The following is an 18,532-nucleotide window of genomic DNA, read 5'->3' as shown; positions in this document are numbered from 1 at the left end:
GTCGGGCCCGGGCCCGGCAGGCGGCCCGGTCCAGCCCGCGGCGTCAACGGCCTGCTCGACGGTCTGCACGAGGCCAGCGGCAGCCAGTCGAGGTGGTTGTGTACCAGGTCGAGATGCGGCGACCTCCCCATCGTGTGGGAGACGTGCATCGCCTCCCACACCCGGCCGCTCATGCTCGGGTCGTCGGCGTACCCGCGGGGGCCCACACCGTCGAGGGCGGTGGAGGTGACGGAGTCGAGTGTCGCGAAGAGGGTCGCGTCCAGGCCGCGGGTGACCAGTCCTTCGGCGAGCAGGCCGGTCACCTGCTCCCAGGGGCCGTAGTGGTGCGGGGGTGTTCGCCAGGCGACCGGACCGAGCAGGGCAACCCTCACGGGGACGATGCGTCGGCAAGGTCGGCCGGATCAAGCCGCAGAGTGGCGAGCAGCCCCACGTGCTTGGCTAGGTCCACCCGCACCGGTAGTTCCCGCTCGACCCAGTCAGCCCTGACCTGCTGGCCGCGGTTTCGAAGGACATTGGCGATCCGGTCCCTGGCGATGTTCATCGAATGCTCCCTGGCTCGGCCTGGCGTGGTCATGGTCATCTGGCGGAGGTGGGCTGGCGGGCGCGTTCCTGTGAGTGTTTGATCTCCGTCTCGGCTTCGGTCCGGCCGGCCCAGATCCCGCGTTCGACGTCGACGCTCTTGCCGGGTTCGAGGTCCTTGTACACGTCAAAGAAGTGTTGGATCTCGAGCTTGTAGAAGTGCTCCAGATCCGCGATGTCGCCGAGGTGCGCGAGGCGGGGGTCAGCCGTGGGCACGCACAGCACCTTCGGGTCGGGCCCCTTCTCGTCCCGCATGCGGAACATGCCGATGGCCCGGCATCGGATGAGGCAGCCGGGAAAAGTCGATTCCTGTACCAGTACCAGCGCGTCAAGGGGGTCGGTGTCTTCGCCGAGGGTGTGTTCGATGAAGCCGTAGTCGGCCGGGTATTGGGTAGCGGTGAACAGGGTGCGGTCAAGTCGGATCCGGCCGGTCTGGCGATCCATTTCGTATTTGTTGCGTGTTCCCTTGGGAATCTCGATGGTGACGTCGAACTCCATGCGGTTGCTCCGCTCCTCGGACCTTTAGTCGGTGGCCGGCTGTCGGTCTGGTCGTGATGGCTTCGGGGTCCGGGATCTCGAACCGAGGTCCCGGACCCCGCGCCTGCCGACCCGGGCCGGTTGGAGCGTTCAGGTCCGGGCGGGCGCTGTGGGGTGTCGATCGGATTGAAGGTGGCCGCCTTCGGTCTCCCAGGCGGCGACATCGTCACCGTGCCGCGCCAACGGTCGTGAGCGAGGGCTGGGCGGTATGGACAGGATGTCGGTGGCGCGGGTGGTGTTGGCGGAGCGGGAGGCGGCGAGCATGGTCGCCGTAGCCGCGGCGTACGTGGTCTCGGGCGCTATCACGGCCAGGTCGATCCGCAGATCCCGCCGGCCCGTGATGATCACCAACCCGGCCTCGAGAGTGGTGAACCAGCCCACCCGCACCACGCCGCCGCCGACGCCGATCCGGCGGGGATGCCTGTCCCAGGCCGCCGGCTGCAACATGATCCGTTCGATCACGCAACCACGCTGGGCGGTCAGTGCCGTGACCAGGCTGCATAGTTCGACGACCGGGTCACGCGAGGTGGGCCACCAACCGCCGTCGAGCATCGCGCGGCTGGACGGCGGGTCAGCCAGCCGCAGGCGTGCCGTAGGCGGCTCACGGGTGCAGACCCACGTCATACGGTCCTCGGCAGAGCGGACCATCAGTTCCGTTCCTCGGGTACGTCGGCGCCCGGCTCCGTGTCAGGGGGGCCTGGACGGGTGATGGTGGTGGAGGGGGTGGTGCGGCGTCTGGGGGTCAACAGCCGCAGCTGGACGATGCGCCGCACGGTGGCTTGAACGGTCACCAGCAGCACGCCGAACACTGCGGCGAGCAGTAGCGCGACTCCCATCGACAGTTGCCCCTGCGCGCCGAAGAAGTGCACGTCCGTACGCTGACCGTTCTGCAGGATGAAGATCAGTAGCAGGAGCAGCACCACGGCGGACGCTGCGAACGCGATCAGCGAACCCCCGACGCGGACACGCGGCACAGGACGGGGCCGGTCATTGATCTCGGGGCCCGACTGCACTTTGGTGGAGCGGGCGGAGTCGGTGAACCTGGTCATCGTGGACCCTCTTCTCGACGGTGGTGCGCGAAGTACGCGAACCGGGGGCCGCCGGGGTCCAGGACGACATCCTCAGTCTACTCTCCGAGTGGCTGATCGGCACGCCCGAGATGTCGGATCTACCGATCGGACAAGCACGGCCCAGGAGGGCGCCTCAGCTCCTGCCGGGTGGCACGGCAGCTCAACGCATGGCGACTGGAGGTGCGGGGGATCCGATGTCGTTCAGGTGGCGCAGTACCTCGGCCCAGGAGCGAACCAGCGTGGTTTCGCGGTAGTCGATGTCGTGCTCGGCGCAGAACTGCCTGATCAGTGGTCGGGCGCGGCGCAGGTTGGGACACGGCATGCTCGGGAACAGGTGGTGTTCGATCTGGTAGTTCAGGCCGCCGAGCATGATGTCGAGGAACCTCCCGCCACGGACGTTGCGGGAGGTGAGAACCTGCCGCCGGAGGTAGTCGAGCCTGTCGTCGGCGTCGAGGATGGGCATGCCCTTGTGGTTCGGGGCGAAAGAGCAGCCAAGGTAGAGGCCGAGCACGCCCTGGTTGACGAGGATGAACGCGACCGCCTGCGCCGGGTTCAGGACCAGGAACACGGCGGTGAGGTAACCGCCCAGATGCAGGGCCAGCAGTCCGGCTTCGGCGGGTCGGCGGGCGATGCGGCGTGGGCCGAGGACCGCCTTCACGCTGTTGACGTGCAGGTGCAGGCCTTCCAGCAGGAGCAACGGGAAGAACAGATACGCCTGGTAGCGCACGAGCAGCGCACGGAGTCCACGTTGACGACGTGCCTGGTCGGCGGTGAAGGCCAGGGGCGCCACGGTGATGTCGGGGTCCTTGCCTTCGGTGTTGGGGTGCGCGTGGTGCCGGTTGTGCTTGTCCACCCACCAGCCGTAGCTGAGCCCGGTCAGGAGGTTGCCGTGCACGATGCCGATCAGGTCGTTCCCCCGGCGGGAGCTGGCGATCTGCCGGTGCCCCGCGTCGTGGCCGATGAACCCGGCCTGCGCGAAGACCACCGCCAGAGCCACCGCGGCGCCGAGTTGCCACCACGATTCACCCAGTCGGATGAACAGGGCGCACACTCCGGCGAAGGACGTGAGGACGAGGCCGATCCGCACTGCGTAGTAGCCTCGCCGTCGCCCGAGTAGACCCGCCGCTCGGACCAGCCGGGACAGGTTCGCGTAGTCGCTGCCTCGCTGCCCGTCGGTGCCGAGGCTGGTATCGCTCATATGGCGGCTCCCGCTGGTCCTTCTCCGTCTGCCTGTCTCACCGGCGGCTCAACCATCCGGTCGGGCGGGCCATGAGCTGTTGAGGCGTCCGCCGCAGACCCGCGCTCCGCCGGGCACGCCGCATCAGGCCGCACGCTTCCTCCCTGGTCGGCCCCGAGGCGGCCCGCTCCGATGCCACTTCATCTTGAATTTTCGTCATTCGACCAACCCGTCGCAGCGGATTGGCTCAATAGCGCCGGAGCACGGGGGCGCCGCGGGTGGGAGGTGTGGGCCTCGCGAAGGTCCGAGCAGAGCGCGCCTCACGGGGACGGTTCGTCCGCGAGATCGGCCGGATCCAGATGCAGGATGGCGAGCAGCCCAGCGTGCTCTTCGGGGTCCACCCGCTCCGGTAGCTCGCACTCGACCCAGTCGGCCCTGACCTGCTGGCCGCGTTGGCGAAGAATGCTGACGATCTTCTGTCTGGCGATGTTCATCGGATGCTCCCTGGTAAGGCCGTCCGGAAGGGTCGTGCTACCGGCCACTGCGAAAACGCTGGTCCCGGTCGACTACCGGTCAGCGGAGCATCCCGGCTCTCAGTTGGGCCAGAGAGCGCTTCATCAGCCGGGAGACGTGCATCTGGGACATCCCGACCCGGGTGGCGATCTGCGCCTGGGTCAGATCACCGTAGAACCGCATGGTCAGGATCCGACGTTCGCGTAGCGGAAGCGCCGCGAGGAGCAGTCGGAGGGTGAGGTGGTCGTCCACCGCTGCGTATCCCGGATCGGCGGTGCCGATGTGCGCGTGCCGCTCGATGCCGTTGCCCCCGGGCCGTGGCTCGTTGAGTGACTGCGGCCGGTAGACATCGGAGGCGGCGACGGCGGCCATGAGCTGGGCAGCGGTCACGTCCAGGTGGTCGGCGAGTTCCACGTCAGTCGGTTCGCGACCGTGCTGCTGCCCGAGCTTGCGCCGGGCCTCGGGCACCCGGGCGCCCAGTTCCTGCGCCGCTCGCGGCACCCGGATCGCCCAGGCCGAATCGCGGAAGTGTCGTCGGATGCTGCCGAGGATGGTCGGGATGGCGTAGCTGGCGAACGGCACGCCCCGATCGCTGTCGTATCCGTCGACGGCCTTGATCAGGCCGAGCGCGCCGACCTGAGCCAGGTCCTCGTAGGACTCTCCCCGGCCGGTGTAGCGGTGGGCCAGTCGACGCGTCATCGGCAGGTTCGCCTCGATGATCCGGGTCCGCAGCCGGGCACGGTCGGGATCGTCGACGTTCAGGGCTGCGCGTCGACGCAACAGTTGTTCGCTGGCCCCTGTGGCCGGGCTCAGCGTCGGAGGGGACAAAGCGGCTGTGGGTGTCACGATGGTGGAGACCATTTTTTCTACGCCCCTAACGGGCTGGTGGCGGCGAGACTGGCGGCCACCGGGGACCCGGGCGACACCGCCACCGTACGCCTTCATCTGCCCGACCGACACCCCTGAAGGCTTCGGGAACCGGCTCGGCGGTGGAGCCGGTCGTCAGCCGGGCCGGTTGGTGACCGGTACCGGCGCAAGCTGCTCGGAGCCGTCGACGATCGCCTGGGACAGGTCGGACAGTCGCCGGTTGCGGCTGCGGGCGCCGTCGCGCAGTATCGCGAAGGCTTGGCCCACGTCCACCTGGAGGCGTTCGGCCAGGACCCCCTTGGCCTGTTCGATCAGGACACGGCTGTTCAGGGCTGCCTGCAGCTGTTCGGTGAGGACGTCGCGCTGATGGATGGCGCGGTGTTGCAGCAGTCCGATGGTGGCCACGTCGGCGAGCGCCTGACCGATGCGGAGCTTGTCCCCGTCGATGGCCCCTGGCTGGACGTGGAAGAGGTTCAGCGCGCCGATGACCTCGGAGCGCAGGCGCATGGGCAGGGCGTGCACCGCGGCGAAGCCGACCTCGGCCGCGGCGGCGGTGAACCTCGGCCATCGGCCAGTGGTCAGGGTCAGGTCAGCGACCGACACCGGTTGGCCGGAGTTGAAGCAGTCGAGGCAGGGCCCCTGGTCGGTCTGGAGCTGGAACAGCTCCAGCAGTCGGGTGCGTTCGGAGGAGGCGGCTACCACCTGCAGCGTGTCGCGCTGATCGGTCAGGAGCAGCCCGGCCGCCGACACACCCAGCAGCTCGACACATCTCTCGGTCAGCACGTGCAGGAACTCGATCACGTCAAAGTCGTCGATGAGAGTGTCGGCCATCTCTACGAAAACGTCGGCCAGCGGGGTCTCGGCCATGTCAGTTACCTCGTCAATCAGTGGTTCCGCCGGGTCGAGCAGGTGCCGTACGCCGAAGTTGGCGACTGCGGCGCCGAACAGGACCGGCGTGCTGGTGGCGGCGGCGAAGGCGGCCTGGTCGTGGTCGGCACCGGTGAGGGAGAGCAGATCGAGTTCCTCGATCGCGCGGTGCCAGTCCGGCCCGTACTGGCGTGCCGCCTGCTGCGGGCTGAGCTGTTCCTCGATGGCCGCGGTGGCGCCGCCGGGGGTACGGCGGAAGGCGGTCATCTGACCGGTGCGGCGGTCGACGACGCCGTGGAAGTGTCCGGCGATACCGACCGGCCAGGTGACCGGCGTCGGCCGCAGCTTGATCCGTTGCTCGATCTCGTCGAGCAGGGCGAGGGGTTCACGGCCGGGGCGGTCCCATTTGTTGATGAAGGTGATCACGGGGATCCGGCGGGCGCGGCAGACCTCGAACAGTTTCAGGGTCTGCGGTTCGAGGCCCTTGGCGGCGTCGAGGAGCATCACGGCGCAGTCCACGGCGGTGAGGACCCGGTAGGTGTCCTCGGAGAAGTCGGCGTGGCCGGGGGTGTCGAGCAGGTTGACGACCAGGTCGCGGTAGGCGAACTGCAGGACGGCTGAGGTGATCGAGATGCCGCGCTGCTGCTCCATCGCCATCCAGTCGGAGACCACGCCCTTACGGCCGGCCTCCCCGATCACCTGGGCGCGCAGCGCCAACGCCTCGGTAATCGTGGACTTGCCGGCGTCGGGGTGCGAGATCACCGCGAACGTTCGCCGTCGGGCCGCCTCGGCGGCGACGCCGGTGATGGTTGCCGCCGACGGCACTCACCCACCTCCTTCCGCTCGATCCCAGTCTGAACAATACGCTCACGTTAGGGTTGCCTGCTCAGGGTGGGTGAAAGGTCAGGTGCTGGTGGTGGCGCGGGAGACGGTGGGCGATTGCAGCGTGTCCATGTGGCCGGTCAAGGTGGCGGCGAACTCCTCGGCCGTGGCAAGCTGCGCCCGCAGTGCCGCGCAGCGCTCGTGGACGGCTTCCCGGTAGCCGGCGAGGGTGTCGAGCAGTCGCTCGCGTTCGGCCTTGGGCAGGCGGGCGCCTCCGGAGAGCCGATCGACGATGGCCAGCAGGTCGCGCATCTGTTCCAGCGTGAACTCCAGCGGCTTCATCCGCTTGACGACCTGGAGTCGGTCCACGTCGGCTTCGGTGTAGAGGCGGAAGCCGCCCTGGCTGCGGGCGGAGGGCACGATCAGGCCAACCTCCTCGTAGTAGCGGATCGTGCGCAGGCTCAGTCCGGTCCGCTCGGCCACCTCGCCGATCTGCATCAGTGCGCCGTCACCCATCGCTTCCGTCCCGCCTCCCGATCGCGCTCGCAACCCGGTGGGCGTCCACCGGTCGACTGCCGTTCAGGCTAGCTGGCACCACCGTGAGCGACAGCAGCCTGCCGGCCACACCGCCCTGGCCTGACGCGGACCGCCAGTCTCAAACCACAACTCTATCCTCACGGAAGGGTTGGCACGGGCTGCGGAGTCAACCGTCGTGCAGGAGGCCGCCAGCCCGGCGTACCTCACGGTCGGCCTCGTCGTGGGTCAGACCGGTGGTGCCGAGCAGGTCCGTGGCGATGGCCCGGACCTGGGCGACCACGACGCTGCCGGAGAAGCCCACGCCCTGCCGGTAGGCGGCACTCGCCTCGCGTACAGCCCCGCACAGCAGGTCGACCGCCTCTTGGGGTGCCCGTCCACGACGAAGGTCACGGCGGATGACCTTGGCCGCCTCCGCGAGGGCCGCCACCGACTCTGCCAGTTGCGGCGGGCTGGGTTCCCCGTCGCGCAACAGCGTCACCGTGCGTCGGGCGAGCACCCGGGCGTTACGGATGGAGCGTTCGATGTACTCGGCGGCGTCGAGGTACTGCCGCAGGGCGTTGCGCGCGTGCCAGCGCAGCGGAGCCATCGTCGCCGCCTCCTGCCCCTCGGGCAGGATCTCATGGAACGCACCAAGCTTGTCCTCACCTTCACTGAGCAGGACAAGAGCGTCGTGGGCCGGGCCGTCGTCCTGCTCCCGCAGGCCGCGAGCGGCGCCGCACAGACCATCGATCAACACACCGAGCGCGGGCTTGGCAACCCGGGACACCACGGTCAGCGGGTTGACCGGCAGCAGCACCGCCATCACCACCAACGCGACCACACCACCGATCAGCGCGTCGACGACCCGGGAGAAGTAGATGCCCTCGGTGGGCGGGGTGAGGGTGGCGATCAGCACCGCCGAGGCCGCCGACTGCCCGACCACGGCCGCCGTGCCGCCGGCGACCACGGCCGCTCCCATCGCCAGCGCCACCGCCACACCGATCTGCCAACCGCCGGTGCCGATAAACCAGATGAGTCCATCGCCCACGGCGATACCCAACGCCACACCGAACACCAGCTCGACGGCGCGCCGGTAGCGCTGCCCGGTCGAGATTCCCAGCGTGATCACCGCGGAGATCGGGGCGAAGACCGGCTCGGGGTTCCCGATGGCGCGGCTGGCCACCGCCCAGGACACGGCGGCAGCCACCGAGGTCTGCACCACGACGACCGCCAGGGCACGCAGCCGCTGCCACCGTTCCCGCGCGGCACCGGCCGCCCGGGCTCGCAGCCGCGCCGCGCGTCCGCTCACCCGGGTTCCTCCACCGTCGGCCCCGTCACGGCCCCACGCTAGGCAGCGGGAGCACCAGATTGGCACCGGATCGCCACAGTTCGCCCGATGGGCACCTCCTTCGCCTCGTCTCTTACGTGAGGATAGGGTTGCCGGGTGACCGACGTGTGGATGACGCCTGACCGGGCCCGGCTGCGGGTACGTGGCTGCCTACTCACCGCGGCCTGCGGCTACGCGTTGGGCATGCCGTTCGCGGGACAGGAGCGGCCGGACGGTGACGATGTCGATGCGGTTGCCCGCGCCGGAGATCCCTTACCGATCGGCCAACCCGTCGCCGTGATGCTGAAGCATGCCCGACACCTGGCGGGTACCGAGGGCCGGCCGGTCGATGCGGTGACAGCGATAGCCGAAAGGTGGGTGGGCCGGTGGGAACGTGACGACGCACGCGGTGGCCCTCTGCGGCCGCATGTCAGGCCGTGGCCGGGGCCCGAGGGCATCCCGGCGGGCACCCCCCTCGATGACATCCTGTTGGCCATGGTGCCGGTCGGGCTGCTCCCGCTGCCGCCGGCTCAGGTCGCCGCGATCGTCCGCACCGGAATCCCCGACGGGCACGACCCGATCGTCCGCGAGGCGGCGGTGGTGCTGGCATGCGCGGTGGCAGCGGCGTTCACCAGTGACACGGCCAGCCCGGTGGATCGGCCCGCATTCGGCTCGGGACTGGCACGGCTGACCACCGACAATCGACTGGCCGAGCGCGTGGCAGCGGTGACCGCTCTCGGCAGCCTCACCGCCGACGACCTCGCGCGGCGGATGGCGCCCGCCGAGAATCCGCTGATGTTCCTGGTGCCGGCGGCCGTGGCGGCGTTCCTGCGCCACCCCGACAATCCCGCCGCCGTCGTTCGTTACGCCGTCAGCCTCGGCGCGGGCAGCGCCACCGTCGCGGGAATGGCAGGCGCGATCGCTGGAGCCCGGTGCGGCGGCACCCTGCTGCCCGCGCCATGGCTGCGCCGCCTGCAGGACCGCGACCGGATCACCGAGGTAGCCGACGCCCTCACGCCAGCCCGATCGACAAATCTGGGGCTACGCCAGCACGGCGGCCCAGGCGCACATTAGCCAGATCACACGGTCGGGTCCGGGTTGTCCCGCCCGCCTCCGACCTTGCGCCCTGTCGAGTGCCGGTCGAAGGCCAGACTCGCACGTTAGAGTAGGGTCGCCGAGCGCCGATCGTACAGCTGGCGCCGCGACGCCTCGGGGCGACGGGTTTTGTCCTACCTTCCCGCCGCCTCGGGGCGACGTCGCCTACCCGGCATGGCGAGAGGCGACCGGCGGGCAATGCGGCTCGTCTGTCCCGCCTACGGCGCGACCATTCACGCTGACATGATCGTCCTGCCGCGGTAGCACATTCCCGCCCGACCCGCGTGACTGCGGGCGGGATGCCCGCGCATCGCGGCGCGCGTCGACCACCGTGAGGCCCGTGACCACTCCGCGTTCGACAACCACACCCGAACCCACCAACGGTTTCCACGGATGGCGGATCGTCGGCTACGCCGCAGCGGCGCTCGCGATGACCGCACCCGGCCAGACCGTGGCGGTGTCGACCTTCGTCGACCCGCTCATCGCCGACCTCGACATCAGCCGGTCGGCGATCTCCACCACATACCTCATCGGCACCCTGACCGGGGCGGCGGCCCTGCCCGCGATCGGCCGGCTGATCGACCGTTACGGGGTACGTCGCTGCATGCTGGTCATCGCGGCGGTGTTCGGCGCCGTGCTGGTCGCGCTGTCGGCCGTGTCGGGAATCGTCGGTCTCACCGCCGGTTTCGTCGGCATCCGGATGGCCGGGCAGGGCGCCCTCGGTCTGGCCGCGAACGCCGTCACCGCGCACTGGTTCCGGCGTCGGCGGGGTCTGGCGCTGGGGGTCGTCTCCGCCGTCGGCGCCGCGGGAATCTCCCTCGCCCCGCTACTGCTGGAACGGCTCATCGCTCATCACGGCTGGCGCACGTCCTGGCTCGTCGAAGGGCTTCTCGTGTGGGCGATCGTCATCCCGATCGCGCTGTTCGGTATCCGAAACCGCCCCGAGGACATCGGCCAACGGGTCGACGGCGCGCCGGACGACAGCCACCACACCAGCAGCACCTTCGCCGACCTCGATCACCGCCAGGCGCTGCGTACGCCGTACTTCTGGGTGCTCTGCGGCAGCGTCGCGGCCTCCGGTCTGCTCACCACCGCCGTGGCGTTCCACCAGATCAGCCTGCTAACCGAACGGGGGCTGACCACCGCGGCGGCGGCGAACTTCCTGCCGCAGACCCTCGCGGGACTCGCTATGACGTTGCTCGTCGGCGCTCTGATCGACCGCGCCAGCCCTCGGGGCGTGCTGCTCGCCGCCATGGCAGGACTGGCCGCAGCGCTCGTCTGGGCGACCCAGGTCGCGCCGGGCTGGTCGGCACTCGGATTCGGCATGGCCCTCGGCGCCGCTTCCAACGCCATCCGTACCGCCGAGGCTGCTCTCACCCCGCGCCTGTTCGGAGTCGCCCACCTGGGCACCATCCGTGGGACGGTCACCGCCGTCAACGTCGGCTCGACCGCGTTCGGCCCCGTCCTGTTCGCCCCCGGACACGACCTCACCGGCAGCTACACGGGGGTCCTGCTGATCGGCGCGGCGCTACCCCTGGCCGTGGGCGTCGCCGCGCTTCTGGCGCCATTGCCGGCCCACGAACACGTCCTTCCTCGGCGACGCCAACGGTCCGCGGCTTCCCGGTGACCCCGACCGACGGGCAGGCCCGCTCCATATATACCCTGACGTTAGAGTGGGTCTCGTGGGTTGCCGCGACACCCGACCAGTTGGAGGATCCGGTGCGCCCCGTGACCCGCATCGAACTTCTCGACCACGTGGAGACCGCCTTCGACGGTGGTCCCGCCAGCCGCGACGCACTGCTCGCCGCCGCCGTGGAAAGCAACGCCCGACCGGACGTCATCGCCCTGCTGCACCGCCTACCCGACCGCGACTTCCGCCAACTACGCGACCTGTGGAAAGAGATGGCCGATGTCCCTATCGACGCCTGAACTGCCACCGCCGCACGCCCCGGACACGCCCTTCGGGACACCTTGGCGACTCTACCCGTGCGTTAGAGTATGGTCTGGCGCGAGTGATCGCGGAAAGGTGGTGAGCCAATGCTGCGGGCACAACCGAGCTGGTCGCACCGGGTACGTGGTGCCATGATGCTGGCGGCCTGCGGTGACGCCCTCGGCGCGCCCTTCGAGGGCCGGGCACCGGCGGACCGAGCCGAGATCGACGACTGGATCAACCAGTCAACCCAGCCGGTGCGGTTCACCGATGACACCACCTCGACTCTCGTCGTGGCCGACCACCTGACCCGCAGGTGGGGCATCGTGAATGAGGACGAACTCGCCGACGAGCTCGCCCGGGAGTGGGCGCGCGACCCCGAACGCGGCTACGGCCACGGCGCCGCCCATCACCGACGCTGCGGACGCGCTGGCCGCCCTCGCCTGTCGCCGGCAGATGCTGCGCTCCCGCTGACCGAGCCCACCGCGAAGCGGAGAGCCGCCTGGCATGGCCGGCACGGCCCCGACGACGCAATGAGGAGCGCGTGGACATCCACGACGTGAACGAGCGTTGGTACCGCAGCATCGTCAACCTGACGAGCCGCGCCCGGACGGCCTGCAGCAGATGACCCGGCCCGCGACGGACGCCATCGTGGTGGCGCTCGCGCTCCTGTTCCTCTTGTCGGCGTGGCGGTACCGTGGCCGCCGGCCTGGCCACCGCGATCGTGCTGCTCAGCCGGCAGATGGTCGTCCTAGCGGCGCCGCTGGCGGCGCTCGCGGCCCTGTCCCGGGTGGCCGTGGGCGTGCACTATCCGTACGACGTCCTGTGCGGGGTCGCGCTCGGCGTGTTGATCATCACAAGCACCGTTTCGGTGACGGCGGCCCCTGCGACCGCCCGCCTCACGTCACGGCTTCGTCAGCGAGGTCGGTGATTTGAACTCGCACAATCCGGACGACCTAGTACTGCAACGGCAGTTGGTCAGGGGTAGCCGCGTCGTCGGTAGTGGCAGGTTCGGGCTTGGTGTTGGCGTCGTCTGCGCCATCGGGACCAGGCCCAGACCTGCTGGGGTAGGTGGGTCGATCGCACTGCAAGTGCGGTGAGCAGTCTTCGGATCTCCGGTACGGTGTAGCCGATCATCGTGTCGTCGCCGGGACTGGTTCCCCTTTTGTCGTTAGGGATCGGGCGACGGTCAGCCAGGCGTGGGCGGCCATGGACAGGGTGATGTGGGCGTACCAGGCTCGCCAGTCGCGGACCTGGTATTCGTCGAGGCCGGTTTCGTTCTTGGCCTGTTGGAAGCACTCCTCGATCGCCCAGCGGGTGCCGGCGATGCGGGCCAGGTCGACTAGGCGGGTGCGGCGAGGGCCGTAGCAGACGTAGTAGGCGATCTCCCCGGTACTCATGTTGCGTCGGGCGAGCAGCCAGTGCCCGCGACCGGGCTGCCAGCAGATCCGCACCGGCACTCGTGCCCACCAATACTCGCGGGGACCGTGGGCACCCACGCCGGCGGACAGCCGACACCACGCCTGAGCAGGCAGAGCGGCGATCAAGTCGTCGGCCCGCGCCCGCCCCATCGTGGTGGTGATCATGTCGTCGTTGCGGCGGGTCGCGACCACATAAGCCACATCCCGGTGTTCCAGCCACACCCGCAGCGACTTCGACTGCCCGTAGGCCTCGTCCATAGTCACCCACCCCACCGGCACCCCAGCGTCCAACGCACGGGCCAGCATCTGGCGGGCCATCTGCACCTTCGTGGCGAAGGTGACCTCGTTGGGGATCCCCGCTGCCCGACACCGGTCCCGGTCATCGGTCCACGACGCCGGAAGGTACAACTGCCGGTCGATCAACGCGTGGCCTTTGGACGAGCGATAGGCCAGGAACACCCCGACCTGGCAGTTCTCCGTCCGTCCCGCGGTGCCGGAGTACTGACGTTGCACCCCGGCCGACCGCGTGCCCTTCTTCAGGAAGCCGGTGTCGTCAACGATCAGCACACCGGCCGGATCGCCGAGATGCTCGACCACGTAGTCCCGCACATCGTCGCGGACAGCGTCGACGTCCCAGTCCGCCCACCGCAACAACCGCTGCATCCCGTCCGGCGACACATCACCGGCCTGCTCCGCCAGAGTCCAGCCGTTCTTGCGACCCAGACCCGAGACCAGCCCGCACAGGTACTGACGCGCCCGCCGACGAGGCTCCGACCGGCGAAAACGCACACCGATCCGAGCATGCAACCGGTCCAACTCCCCATGCCACCGATCGACATCAACATCCGCCACAGGCAGACCAACGAACGCGAGCCGAACTCGACTCGCCTACTGCCGTTGCAGTACTAGGCCGTGTCTTCAAAGGTTCACAACCATTGGAGTAGCGCGGCGATAGTGACGGTGGCCTGGAACGAGGTCGCGGTCTTGTCGTAGCGGCGGGGCCGCCGGCGGATGCGGGCCTGGCAGACCGATCCGTCCGCGCCGCCTGTGGTGTTGCTGCACTCCCCGGCGGAGCTGGACGTCTGGCTGAGCGGGCTGCCCCGGCGGTGAGGACGGGCGGATCCTCGCCTACTGACAGCCGCCGAACTGAGAGGACCGAGGATGAAGTCGACGGAGACACCGGTACGCGACCAGATCACCGCCTTCCTGCACGGCTACGCGCGGGCCGTCGAGGCCGGCGACAACGGCGCCGTTGCCGCGAGCTACGCCGAGACGTACATCGAGGGCGACCTCGGGCGGGGCGGCGGCCGTCATCAACGACGCCGGGTACCGGGCCGCTCTCGACGAACGCCACACGGCGATGACCGAGCAGTTTGGTCTGACCGGAGTCCAGTTGACGGTCCTGGACGTTCTCGATCTCGCACCGGGGTACGTCCTCGTACCGACCGAGTGGACGTTGGACTTCGCGCCGCCGCAGGGCAAGGCCGGCAGCGCGCGGTTCGCACAGACCTACGTGGTGCGCTGCGACGGCGACCGGCCACAGATCCTGCTCTACCTCTCGCACGAGCGCGTGGACGATGTCATGCGCGAGCTGGGGCTCACCGGCTGACCGTCCATGGCGAGTACGTCGTCGGCCCGCCCCCGGTGGGGAGCGGGCCGACGACGTGAGATGGCCCGGCCGGGATCACACCGGCCGGGCCACCGGTCAGGACTCCAGGCGTCGACGCCGGGCGAGGAAGAACATGACCGCGCCCAGGACGACCATCACACCTCCGACGCCGGTCATGGCCGGGACCACACTTCCGCCGGTGACCGGCAGGATGGGTTGCTTGCCTCCACCACCAGGTTTGCCGGGTGCGCCAGGGCTGCCAGGTGCACCGGGGCTGCCGGGTGCTCCGGGGCTGCCGGGTGCACCGGGCGCTCCGGGGGGTCCGGACGGACCAGGTGCCCCGGGGCTGCCGGGCGCGCCCGGACTACCGGGTGCTCCGGGGGCTCCGGGTGCGCCCGGGCTACCGGGTGCTCCGGGGCTGCCAGGTGCTCCGGGGCTGCCGGACGGGCCGGGTGGGCCGGTGGGCCCGGGTGGGCCGGTCGGTCCGGGCGGGCCCGTCGGCCCGGCGCAGATCGGTGCGGTGATGACGTTGGTGTCGAGGGTGACGGCGGCGGTTCGCGCCAGCGCGCGGCCCTGGAGGGTCGCGCCCGTGGCCATCGTGATCGCGGCCTGAGCCATGATGGTGCCCACGAAGGTGGTGCCGGTGCCGATCGTCGCCGAGCTGCCGATCTTCCAGAACACGTTGCAGGCCGACGCCCCGTTGGTCAGGACGACGCTGCTGTTCGACGCCGTCGTCAGCGAGGAGTCGACCTGGAAGATGAACACGGCCGACGGGTCGCCCTGGCCGTTGAGCGTCAACGCTCCGGTCAGTTGGGCGGCCCCGATCCGGTAGACCCCTTCGTTGAGTGTGTTGCCACCCAGCTCCGCCGGGAGGTTGGTGAACGGGGTCCGGCCGGCGGCGTCGTTGAAGGCGATGGTCAGGTCGCTCTGAGCTTGGAGCGCGACCGCGTCGCCGAGGTGCACCTCCCCGCCGATGGTTGCCGTTCCGAAGCCGGACGCGGTGTTTCCGGGGAACCGCCCGAGGCTCTGGGCCAGGAAGCTAGGGCCGGTGTTGGTGGGCTCCGCTCCGGCGAGGACGGAGAAGTCGGCCGCCGTCCCCAGGTTGACCGGTGCTACCTGCGCGTTTGCGGCGGTCGAGCTGAAGATCAGCAGGCTGGCTGCCACCGTGGCGGCTGCGCCAGCCGCGAGCGACGGCAGGACCACCCGCCGCCGTAGCCAATTCTTGGGTTTAGCTGTCACAGAACACCCTCCGTGGGTACTACTCGCAGGAGACGTCCAACGAGCGGCGTCCTGCGTGATACGGCCTGAATGGCGCCGATGAAGCGCGCTGACCACCACATCACGTCAGGTGCTCCAATGAGGGCAAATCGGAACAATAGCCCCGATCCCATCTATCCGAATCGGACTGACATTCGCATTCGCTTTCGCCGGTTCTGGGAGTAGCGGGCGGGTCCTAACCCAAGAAACCGAGCGGATCTCGGCCTTATGCAGTGTCTTTAAAGGATCTTCGTGTCGGATGATGTAGCGCGTGGGTCGTCGCTACGAGTTGTCTGACGTCGAGTGGGAAGCGCTGTCGAGGTACCTGCCGTCGGCGGTGACCGGTGGTCGGCCTCGGGTCGATGACCGGAGGGCGCTCAATGGGATCGTGTGGAAGATCCGGGCCGGGGCGGCGTGGCGGGATGTGCCCGCCCGCTACGGGTCCTGGCAGTCGATCTACACCCGTTTCAGCAGGTGGGCCCTGGACGGCACGCTCGAGCGGATGCTCGCCGGCGTCCAGGCCGACGCGGACGCGGCCAGGGATATCGACTGGCTGGTGTCGGTGGACTCCACGATCGTGCGAGCCCACCAGCACGCCGCGGGCGCTAAAGGGGGCGCCGAGAATCGGACGAACCACAAGATCACGCCCTCGGTCGAAATCGAGGTGGACTGACCACCAAGATTCACCTCGCCTGCGACGGCGTCGGGCGAACCCTGGCGTTCGTGCTCTCCGGCGGCAACGTCAACGACTGCACCCGCTTCACCCACGTCATGGCTGCCATCCGGGTCGAGCGGCCAGGTCCCGGCCGACCTCGGGTCCGCCCGGACCATGTCATCGCCGACAAGGGCTACAGCACCAGGGCCATCCGGGCGGACCTGCGCCGACGCGGCATCGGGCACACGAGCCCTGAACGCGCCGACCAGCAGGCCAACCGCCACCGACGAGGCAACTGTGGCGGCCGGCCACCGGCGTTCGACAAACAGCTCTACAAGCGGCGCAACGTCGTCGAGCGCTGCTTCAACCGGCTCAAGCAGTGCCGCAGCGTCGCGACCCGCTACGACAAGACCGCGACCTCGTTCCAGGCCACCGTCACCATCGCCGCGCTACTCCAATGGTTGCAAACCTTTGAAGACACGGCCTAGCAGGTGATGATCATCACCGTGGCTGAACTCTACCCTCACCAGACGGTAGAGTCCGCATAGGTCGTCGAGGTGCGGCTACGGCCCCTCGCGGTCTCTTGAGCGGTGTTCTCCCGGGCAACGATGCCCGGAAACGGTCCGGAAACGTCCGACCGGTACTGGTATGTGCAGATCACGTCGTTCCCTGCAGGGGGCGGCATCGTGTGTGCGTCTGGGGCGTGCACCCTGAGTGGAAACGGCTGTATGTCTTCGATGCTGTCCGCGGTCGCCCGGCCGCGTCTGTCCCGCCCGTCGTGGTTGTCGCCGAAGGTGTTCCGGACCGAGGTCCTCGCCGGGCTGGTGGTGGCGTTGGCGTTGATTCCGGAGGCGATCAGCTTCTCGATCCTGGCCGGCGTGGATCCGCGGGTCGGGTTGTTCGCCTCGTTCACGATGGCCGTGGTCATCTCGATCTGCGGTGGCCGGCCGGCGATGATCAGTGCGGCGACCGGCGCGATCGCCCTGGTCGTCGCGCCGCTGGCGAAGGAGCACGGCCTGGACTACCTGATCGCGGCGGTGATCCTGGGCGGGGCGATCCAGGTGCTGTTGGCCGCCCTCGGGGTGGCGAGGCTGATGCGGTTCATCCCGCGCAGCGTGATGGTCGGTTTCGTCAACGCCCTGGCGATCCTGATCTTCGCCGCGCAGGTGCCGTACCTGCTCGGGGTGCCGTGGCTGGTCTACCCCCTCGTCGCCGTCGCCCTGGTAATCATGGTCGGGCTGCCCCGACTCACCCGGGCCGTCCCCGCCCCGCTGGTCGCGATCGTCGTGCTCACCGTGATCACTGTCGCCGCCGCGGTGACCGTGCCGACCGTCGGCGACCAGGGTGAACTGCCCAACAGCCTGCCCACCCTCGGCTTGCCGCAGATCCCCTGGACGATGGACACCCTGGCCCTGCTCGCCCCCTACGCCTTCGGTGTCGCGCTGGTCGGGCTGATGGAGTCGCTGATGACCGCGAAGCTGGTCGACGACATCACCGACACCCACTCCAACAAGACCCGCGAGTCCTGGGGCCAAGGTGTGGCGAACATCGTCACCGGCTTCTTCGGCGGCATGGGCGGCTGCGCCATGATCGGCCAGACGATGATCAACGTGAAGGCGTCCGGCGCCCGGACCCGCCTGTCGACGTTCCTGTCCGGGGTCTTCCTGCTCATCCTGGTCGTGGCACTCGGCGACGTGGTCGCCACCATCCCGATGGCCGCCCTCGTCGCCGTCATGATCATCGTTGCGGTCTCCACCTTCGACTGGCACTCCGTGGCCCCCGCCACCCTCAAGCGCATGCCCCTGGGCGAGACCCTCGTCATGGTCACCACCGTCGCCACCACCCTGGCCACCCACAACCTCGCCATCGGCGTCGTCGCCGGCGTACTCACCGCCATGGTCATCTTCGCCCGCCGGGTCGCCCACCTCGTCGAGGTCACCAGCGTGCTCGACCCCGACGGCGGCACCCGCATCTACTCCGTACACGGCGAACTCTTCTTCGCCTCCAGCAACGACCTCGTCTACCAGTTCGACTACGCCGGCGACCCCGACAAGGTGATCATCGACATGAGTCGCGCCCACGTGTGGGACGCCTCCTCCGTCGCTGCCCTAGACGCCATCACCACCAAATACGCAGCGCGGGGCAAGACCGTCGAGATCATCGAGCTGAACAAGCCCAGCGCCGCCATCCACGGCACCCTCGCCGGCACCCTCAGCGCGGGCCACTGATACCAAAGATCGGGCCTGATGCCGGGCCCCAACATCCGCGGCCCGGCCGGCAGTCGACGCCC

Annotated in this window: 19 protein-coding genes and 2 pseudogenes; 8 read left to right on the top strand and 13 right to left on the bottom strand. The window is 69.2% G+C overall.

The window, feature by feature from the left end; all coding sequences use genetic code 11:
* From Vgi01_RS04405 to Vgi01_RS04350, 11 genes and pseudogenes are all read right to left on the bottom strand, one after another.
* Positions 1-371 (bottom strand): annotated as a pseudogene (locus tag Vgi01_RS04405) (glycosyltransferase family 4 protein); the annotation flags it as partial.
* Positions 368-541, bottom strand: coding sequence for a hypothetical protein (locus Vgi01_RS04400; RefSeq protein WP_204290226.1), 174 nt, complete (start codon positions 539-541; stop codon positions 368-370). The pseudogene Vgi01_RS04405 and the gene Vgi01_RS04400, both read right to left, overlap by 4 nt.
* A 35-nt stretch (positions 542-576) precedes the next feature.
* On the bottom strand, positions 577-1,077 hold the full coding sequence (locus Vgi01_RS04395) for an inorganic diphosphatase (RefSeq protein ID WP_204290225.1): 501 nt from the start codon (positions 1,075-1,077) through the stop codon (positions 577-579).
* A gap of 129 nt (positions 1,078-1,206) precedes the next feature.
* Positions 1,207-1,764, bottom strand: coding sequence for a DUF5994 family protein (locus Vgi01_RS04390; RefSeq protein ID WP_204290224.1), 558 nt, complete (start codon positions 1,762-1,764; stop codon positions 1,207-1,209).
* Positions 1,764-2,036, bottom strand: a complete 273-nt coding sequence (locus Vgi01_RS04385) for a lipopolysaccharide assembly protein LapA domain-containing protein (RefSeq protein WP_204290223.1) — start codon at positions 2,034-2,036, stop codon at positions 1,764-1,766. Before Vgi01_RS04385 ends, Vgi01_RS04390 begins: the two co-directional genes overlap by 1 nt.
* 310 nt (positions 2,037-2,346) lie before the next feature.
* Entirely contained in the window at positions 2,347-3,384 is a 1,038-nt protein-coding gene (locus tag Vgi01_RS04380) for a fatty acid desaturase family protein (RefSeq protein ID WP_204290222.1), read from the bottom strand.
* Positions 3,385-3,683: 299 nt separating this feature from the next.
* Positions 3,684-3,857, bottom strand: coding sequence for a hypothetical protein (locus tag Vgi01_RS04375; RefSeq protein WP_204290221.1), 174 nt, complete (start codon positions 3,855-3,857; stop codon positions 3,684-3,686).
* Between the two features lie 79 nt (positions 3,858-3,936).
* Entirely contained in the window at positions 3,937-4,656 is a 720-nt protein-coding gene (locus tag Vgi01_RS04370) for a SigB/SigF/SigG family RNA polymerase sigma factor (protein ID WP_204290220.1), read from the bottom strand.
* 222 nt (positions 4,657-4,878) lie between these two features.
* Positions 4,879-6,435 (bottom strand): GTP-binding protein, encoded by a 1,557-nt coding sequence (locus Vgi01_RS30465; RefSeq protein ID WP_239088796.1) that lies wholly within the window; start codon positions 6,433-6,435, stop codon positions 4,879-4,881.
* A 78-nt stretch (positions 6,436-6,513) separates the two neighbouring features.
* Entirely contained in the window at positions 6,514-6,948 is a 435-nt protein-coding gene (locus tag Vgi01_RS04355) for a MerR family transcriptional regulator (RefSeq protein ID WP_239088795.1), read from the bottom strand.
* A gap of 187 nt (positions 6,949-7,135) precedes the next feature.
* Entirely contained in the window at positions 7,136-8,257 is a 1,122-nt protein-coding gene (locus Vgi01_RS04350; protein WP_204290219.1) for an FUSC family protein, read from the bottom strand.
* 135 nt (positions 8,258-8,392) lie between these two features.
* Here Vgi01_RS04350 and Vgi01_RS04345 point away from each other — a divergent pair, with 135 nt between their 5' ends.
* The 5 genes from Vgi01_RS04345 to Vgi01_RS04325 all read left to right on the top strand — a co-directional run bounded on the left by Vgi01_RS04345 (position 8,393) and on the right by Vgi01_RS04325 (position 12,231).
* Positions 8,393-9,349, top strand: a complete 957-nt coding sequence (locus Vgi01_RS04345; protein ID WP_204290218.1) for an ADP-ribosylglycohydrolase family protein — start codon at positions 8,393-8,395, stop codon at positions 9,347-9,349.
* A 361-nt stretch (positions 9,350-9,710) separates the two neighbouring features.
* The gene (locus Vgi01_RS04340; RefSeq protein ID WP_204290217.1) at positions 9,711-10,997 is read left to right on the top strand and encodes an MFS transporter; all 1,287 of its coding nucleotides are present in this window, start codon (positions 9,711-9,713) and stop codon (positions 10,995-10,997) included.
* Between the two features lie 101 nt (positions 10,998-11,098).
* Positions 11,099-11,299 (top strand): DUF2795 domain-containing protein, encoded by a 201-nt coding sequence (locus tag Vgi01_RS04335; RefSeq protein WP_204290216.1) that lies wholly within the window; start codon positions 11,099-11,101, stop codon positions 11,297-11,299.
* A gap of 108 nt (positions 11,300-11,407) precedes the next feature.
* Complete coding sequence (locus Vgi01_RS04330) at positions 11,408-11,863, top strand: ADP-ribosylglycohydrolase family protein (RefSeq protein WP_505842439.1); 456 nt, start codon at positions 11,408-11,410, stop codon at positions 11,861-11,863.
* Positions 11,864-11,997: 134 nt separating this feature from the next.
* Positions 11,998-12,231: a phosphatase PAP2 family protein gene (locus Vgi01_RS04325; protein WP_204290214.1), complete on the top strand. Its 234-nt coding sequence runs from the start codon at positions 11,998-12,000 to the stop codon at positions 12,229-12,231.
* Between the two features lie 202 nt (positions 12,232-12,433).
* On the opposite strand, the gene Vgi01_RS04320 is transcribed toward Vgi01_RS04325, so the two are convergent.
* On the bottom strand, positions 12,434-13,573 hold the full coding sequence (locus Vgi01_RS04320; protein ID WP_204290213.1) for an IS701 family transposase: 1,140 nt from the start codon (positions 13,571-13,573) through the stop codon (positions 12,434-12,436).
* Positions 13,574-14,081: 508 nt separating this feature from the next.
* On the opposite strand from Vgi01_RS04320, the gene Vgi01_RS04315 reads away from it, so the two are divergent.
* Entirely contained in the window at positions 14,082-14,330 is a 249-nt protein-coding gene (locus Vgi01_RS04315; protein WP_204290212.1) for a hypothetical protein, read from the top strand.
* A 96-nt stretch (positions 14,331-14,426) separates the two neighbouring features.
* Here the strand turns inward: Vgi01_RS04315 and Vgi01_RS04310 are convergent, their stop codons facing one another.
* A complete protein-coding gene (locus Vgi01_RS04310; protein ID WP_204290211.1) occupies positions 14,427-15,569 on the bottom strand; it encodes an ice-binding family protein in 1,143 nt (380 codons plus the stop codon).
* A gap of 289 nt (positions 15,570-15,858) precedes the next feature.
* Between Vgi01_RS04310 and Vgi01_RS04305 the strand changes: the two are divergent.
* Positions 15,859-16,730, top strand: a pseudogene (locus Vgi01_RS04305) (IS5 family transposase).
* Between the two features lie 240 nt (positions 16,731-16,970).
* Complete coding sequence (locus Vgi01_RS04300; protein ID WP_204290210.1) at positions 16,971-18,470, top strand: SulP family inorganic anion transporter; 1,500 nt, start codon at positions 16,971-16,973, stop codon at positions 18,468-18,470.
* The last annotated feature ends 62 nt before the right edge of the window (positions 18,471-18,532 follow it).

Source organism: Micromonospora gifhornensis (genome assembly GCF_016863515.1).
GTDB lineage: Bacteria > Actinomycetota > Actinomycetes > Mycobacteriales > Micromonosporaceae > Micromonospora > Micromonospora gifhornensis.
Note: the sequence above shows the minus strand (reverse complement) of the source record. Positions and strands in the feature narration are given on the sequence as shown.

Excerpts from the sequence above, each read along its gene's own strand:
- Vgi01_RS04380 (WP_204290222.1), bottom strand. The coding sequence starts at position 3,384 with ATGAGCGATACCAGCCTCGGCACCGACGGGCAGCGAGGCAGCGACTAC.
- Vgi01_RS04390 (WP_204290224.1), bottom strand. The coding sequence starts at position 1,764 with ATGGTCCGCTCTGCCGAGGACCGTATGACGTGGGTCTGCACCCGTGAG.
- Vgi01_RS04300 (WP_204290210.1), top strand. The coding sequence starts at position 16,971 with ATGTCTTCGATGCTGTCCGCGGTCGCCCGGCCGCGTCTGTCCCGCCCG.
- Vgi01_RS04395 (WP_204290225.1), bottom strand. The coding sequence starts at position 1,077 with ATGGAGTTCGACGTCACCATCGAGATTCCCAAGGGAACACGCAACAAA.
- Vgi01_RS04315 (WP_204290212.1), top strand. The coding sequence starts at position 14,082 with ATGACCGAGCAGTTTGGTCTGACCGGAGTCCAGTTGACGGTCCTGGAC.
- Vgi01_RS04330 (WP_505842439.1), top strand. The coding sequence starts at position 11,408 with ATGCTGCGGGCACAACCGAGCTGGTCGCACCGGGTACGTGGTGCCATG.
- Vgi01_RS04375 (WP_204290221.1), bottom strand. The coding sequence starts at position 3,857 with ATGAACATCGCCAGACAGAAGATCGTCAGCATTCTTCGCCAACGCGGC.
- Vgi01_RS04355 (WP_239088795.1), bottom strand. The coding sequence starts at position 6,948 with ATGGGTGACGGCGCACTGATGCAGATCGGCGAGGTGGCCGAGCGGACC.
- Vgi01_RS04400 (WP_204290226.1), bottom strand. The coding sequence starts at position 541 with ATGAACATCGCCAGGGACCGGATCGCCAATGTCCTTCGAAACCGCGGC.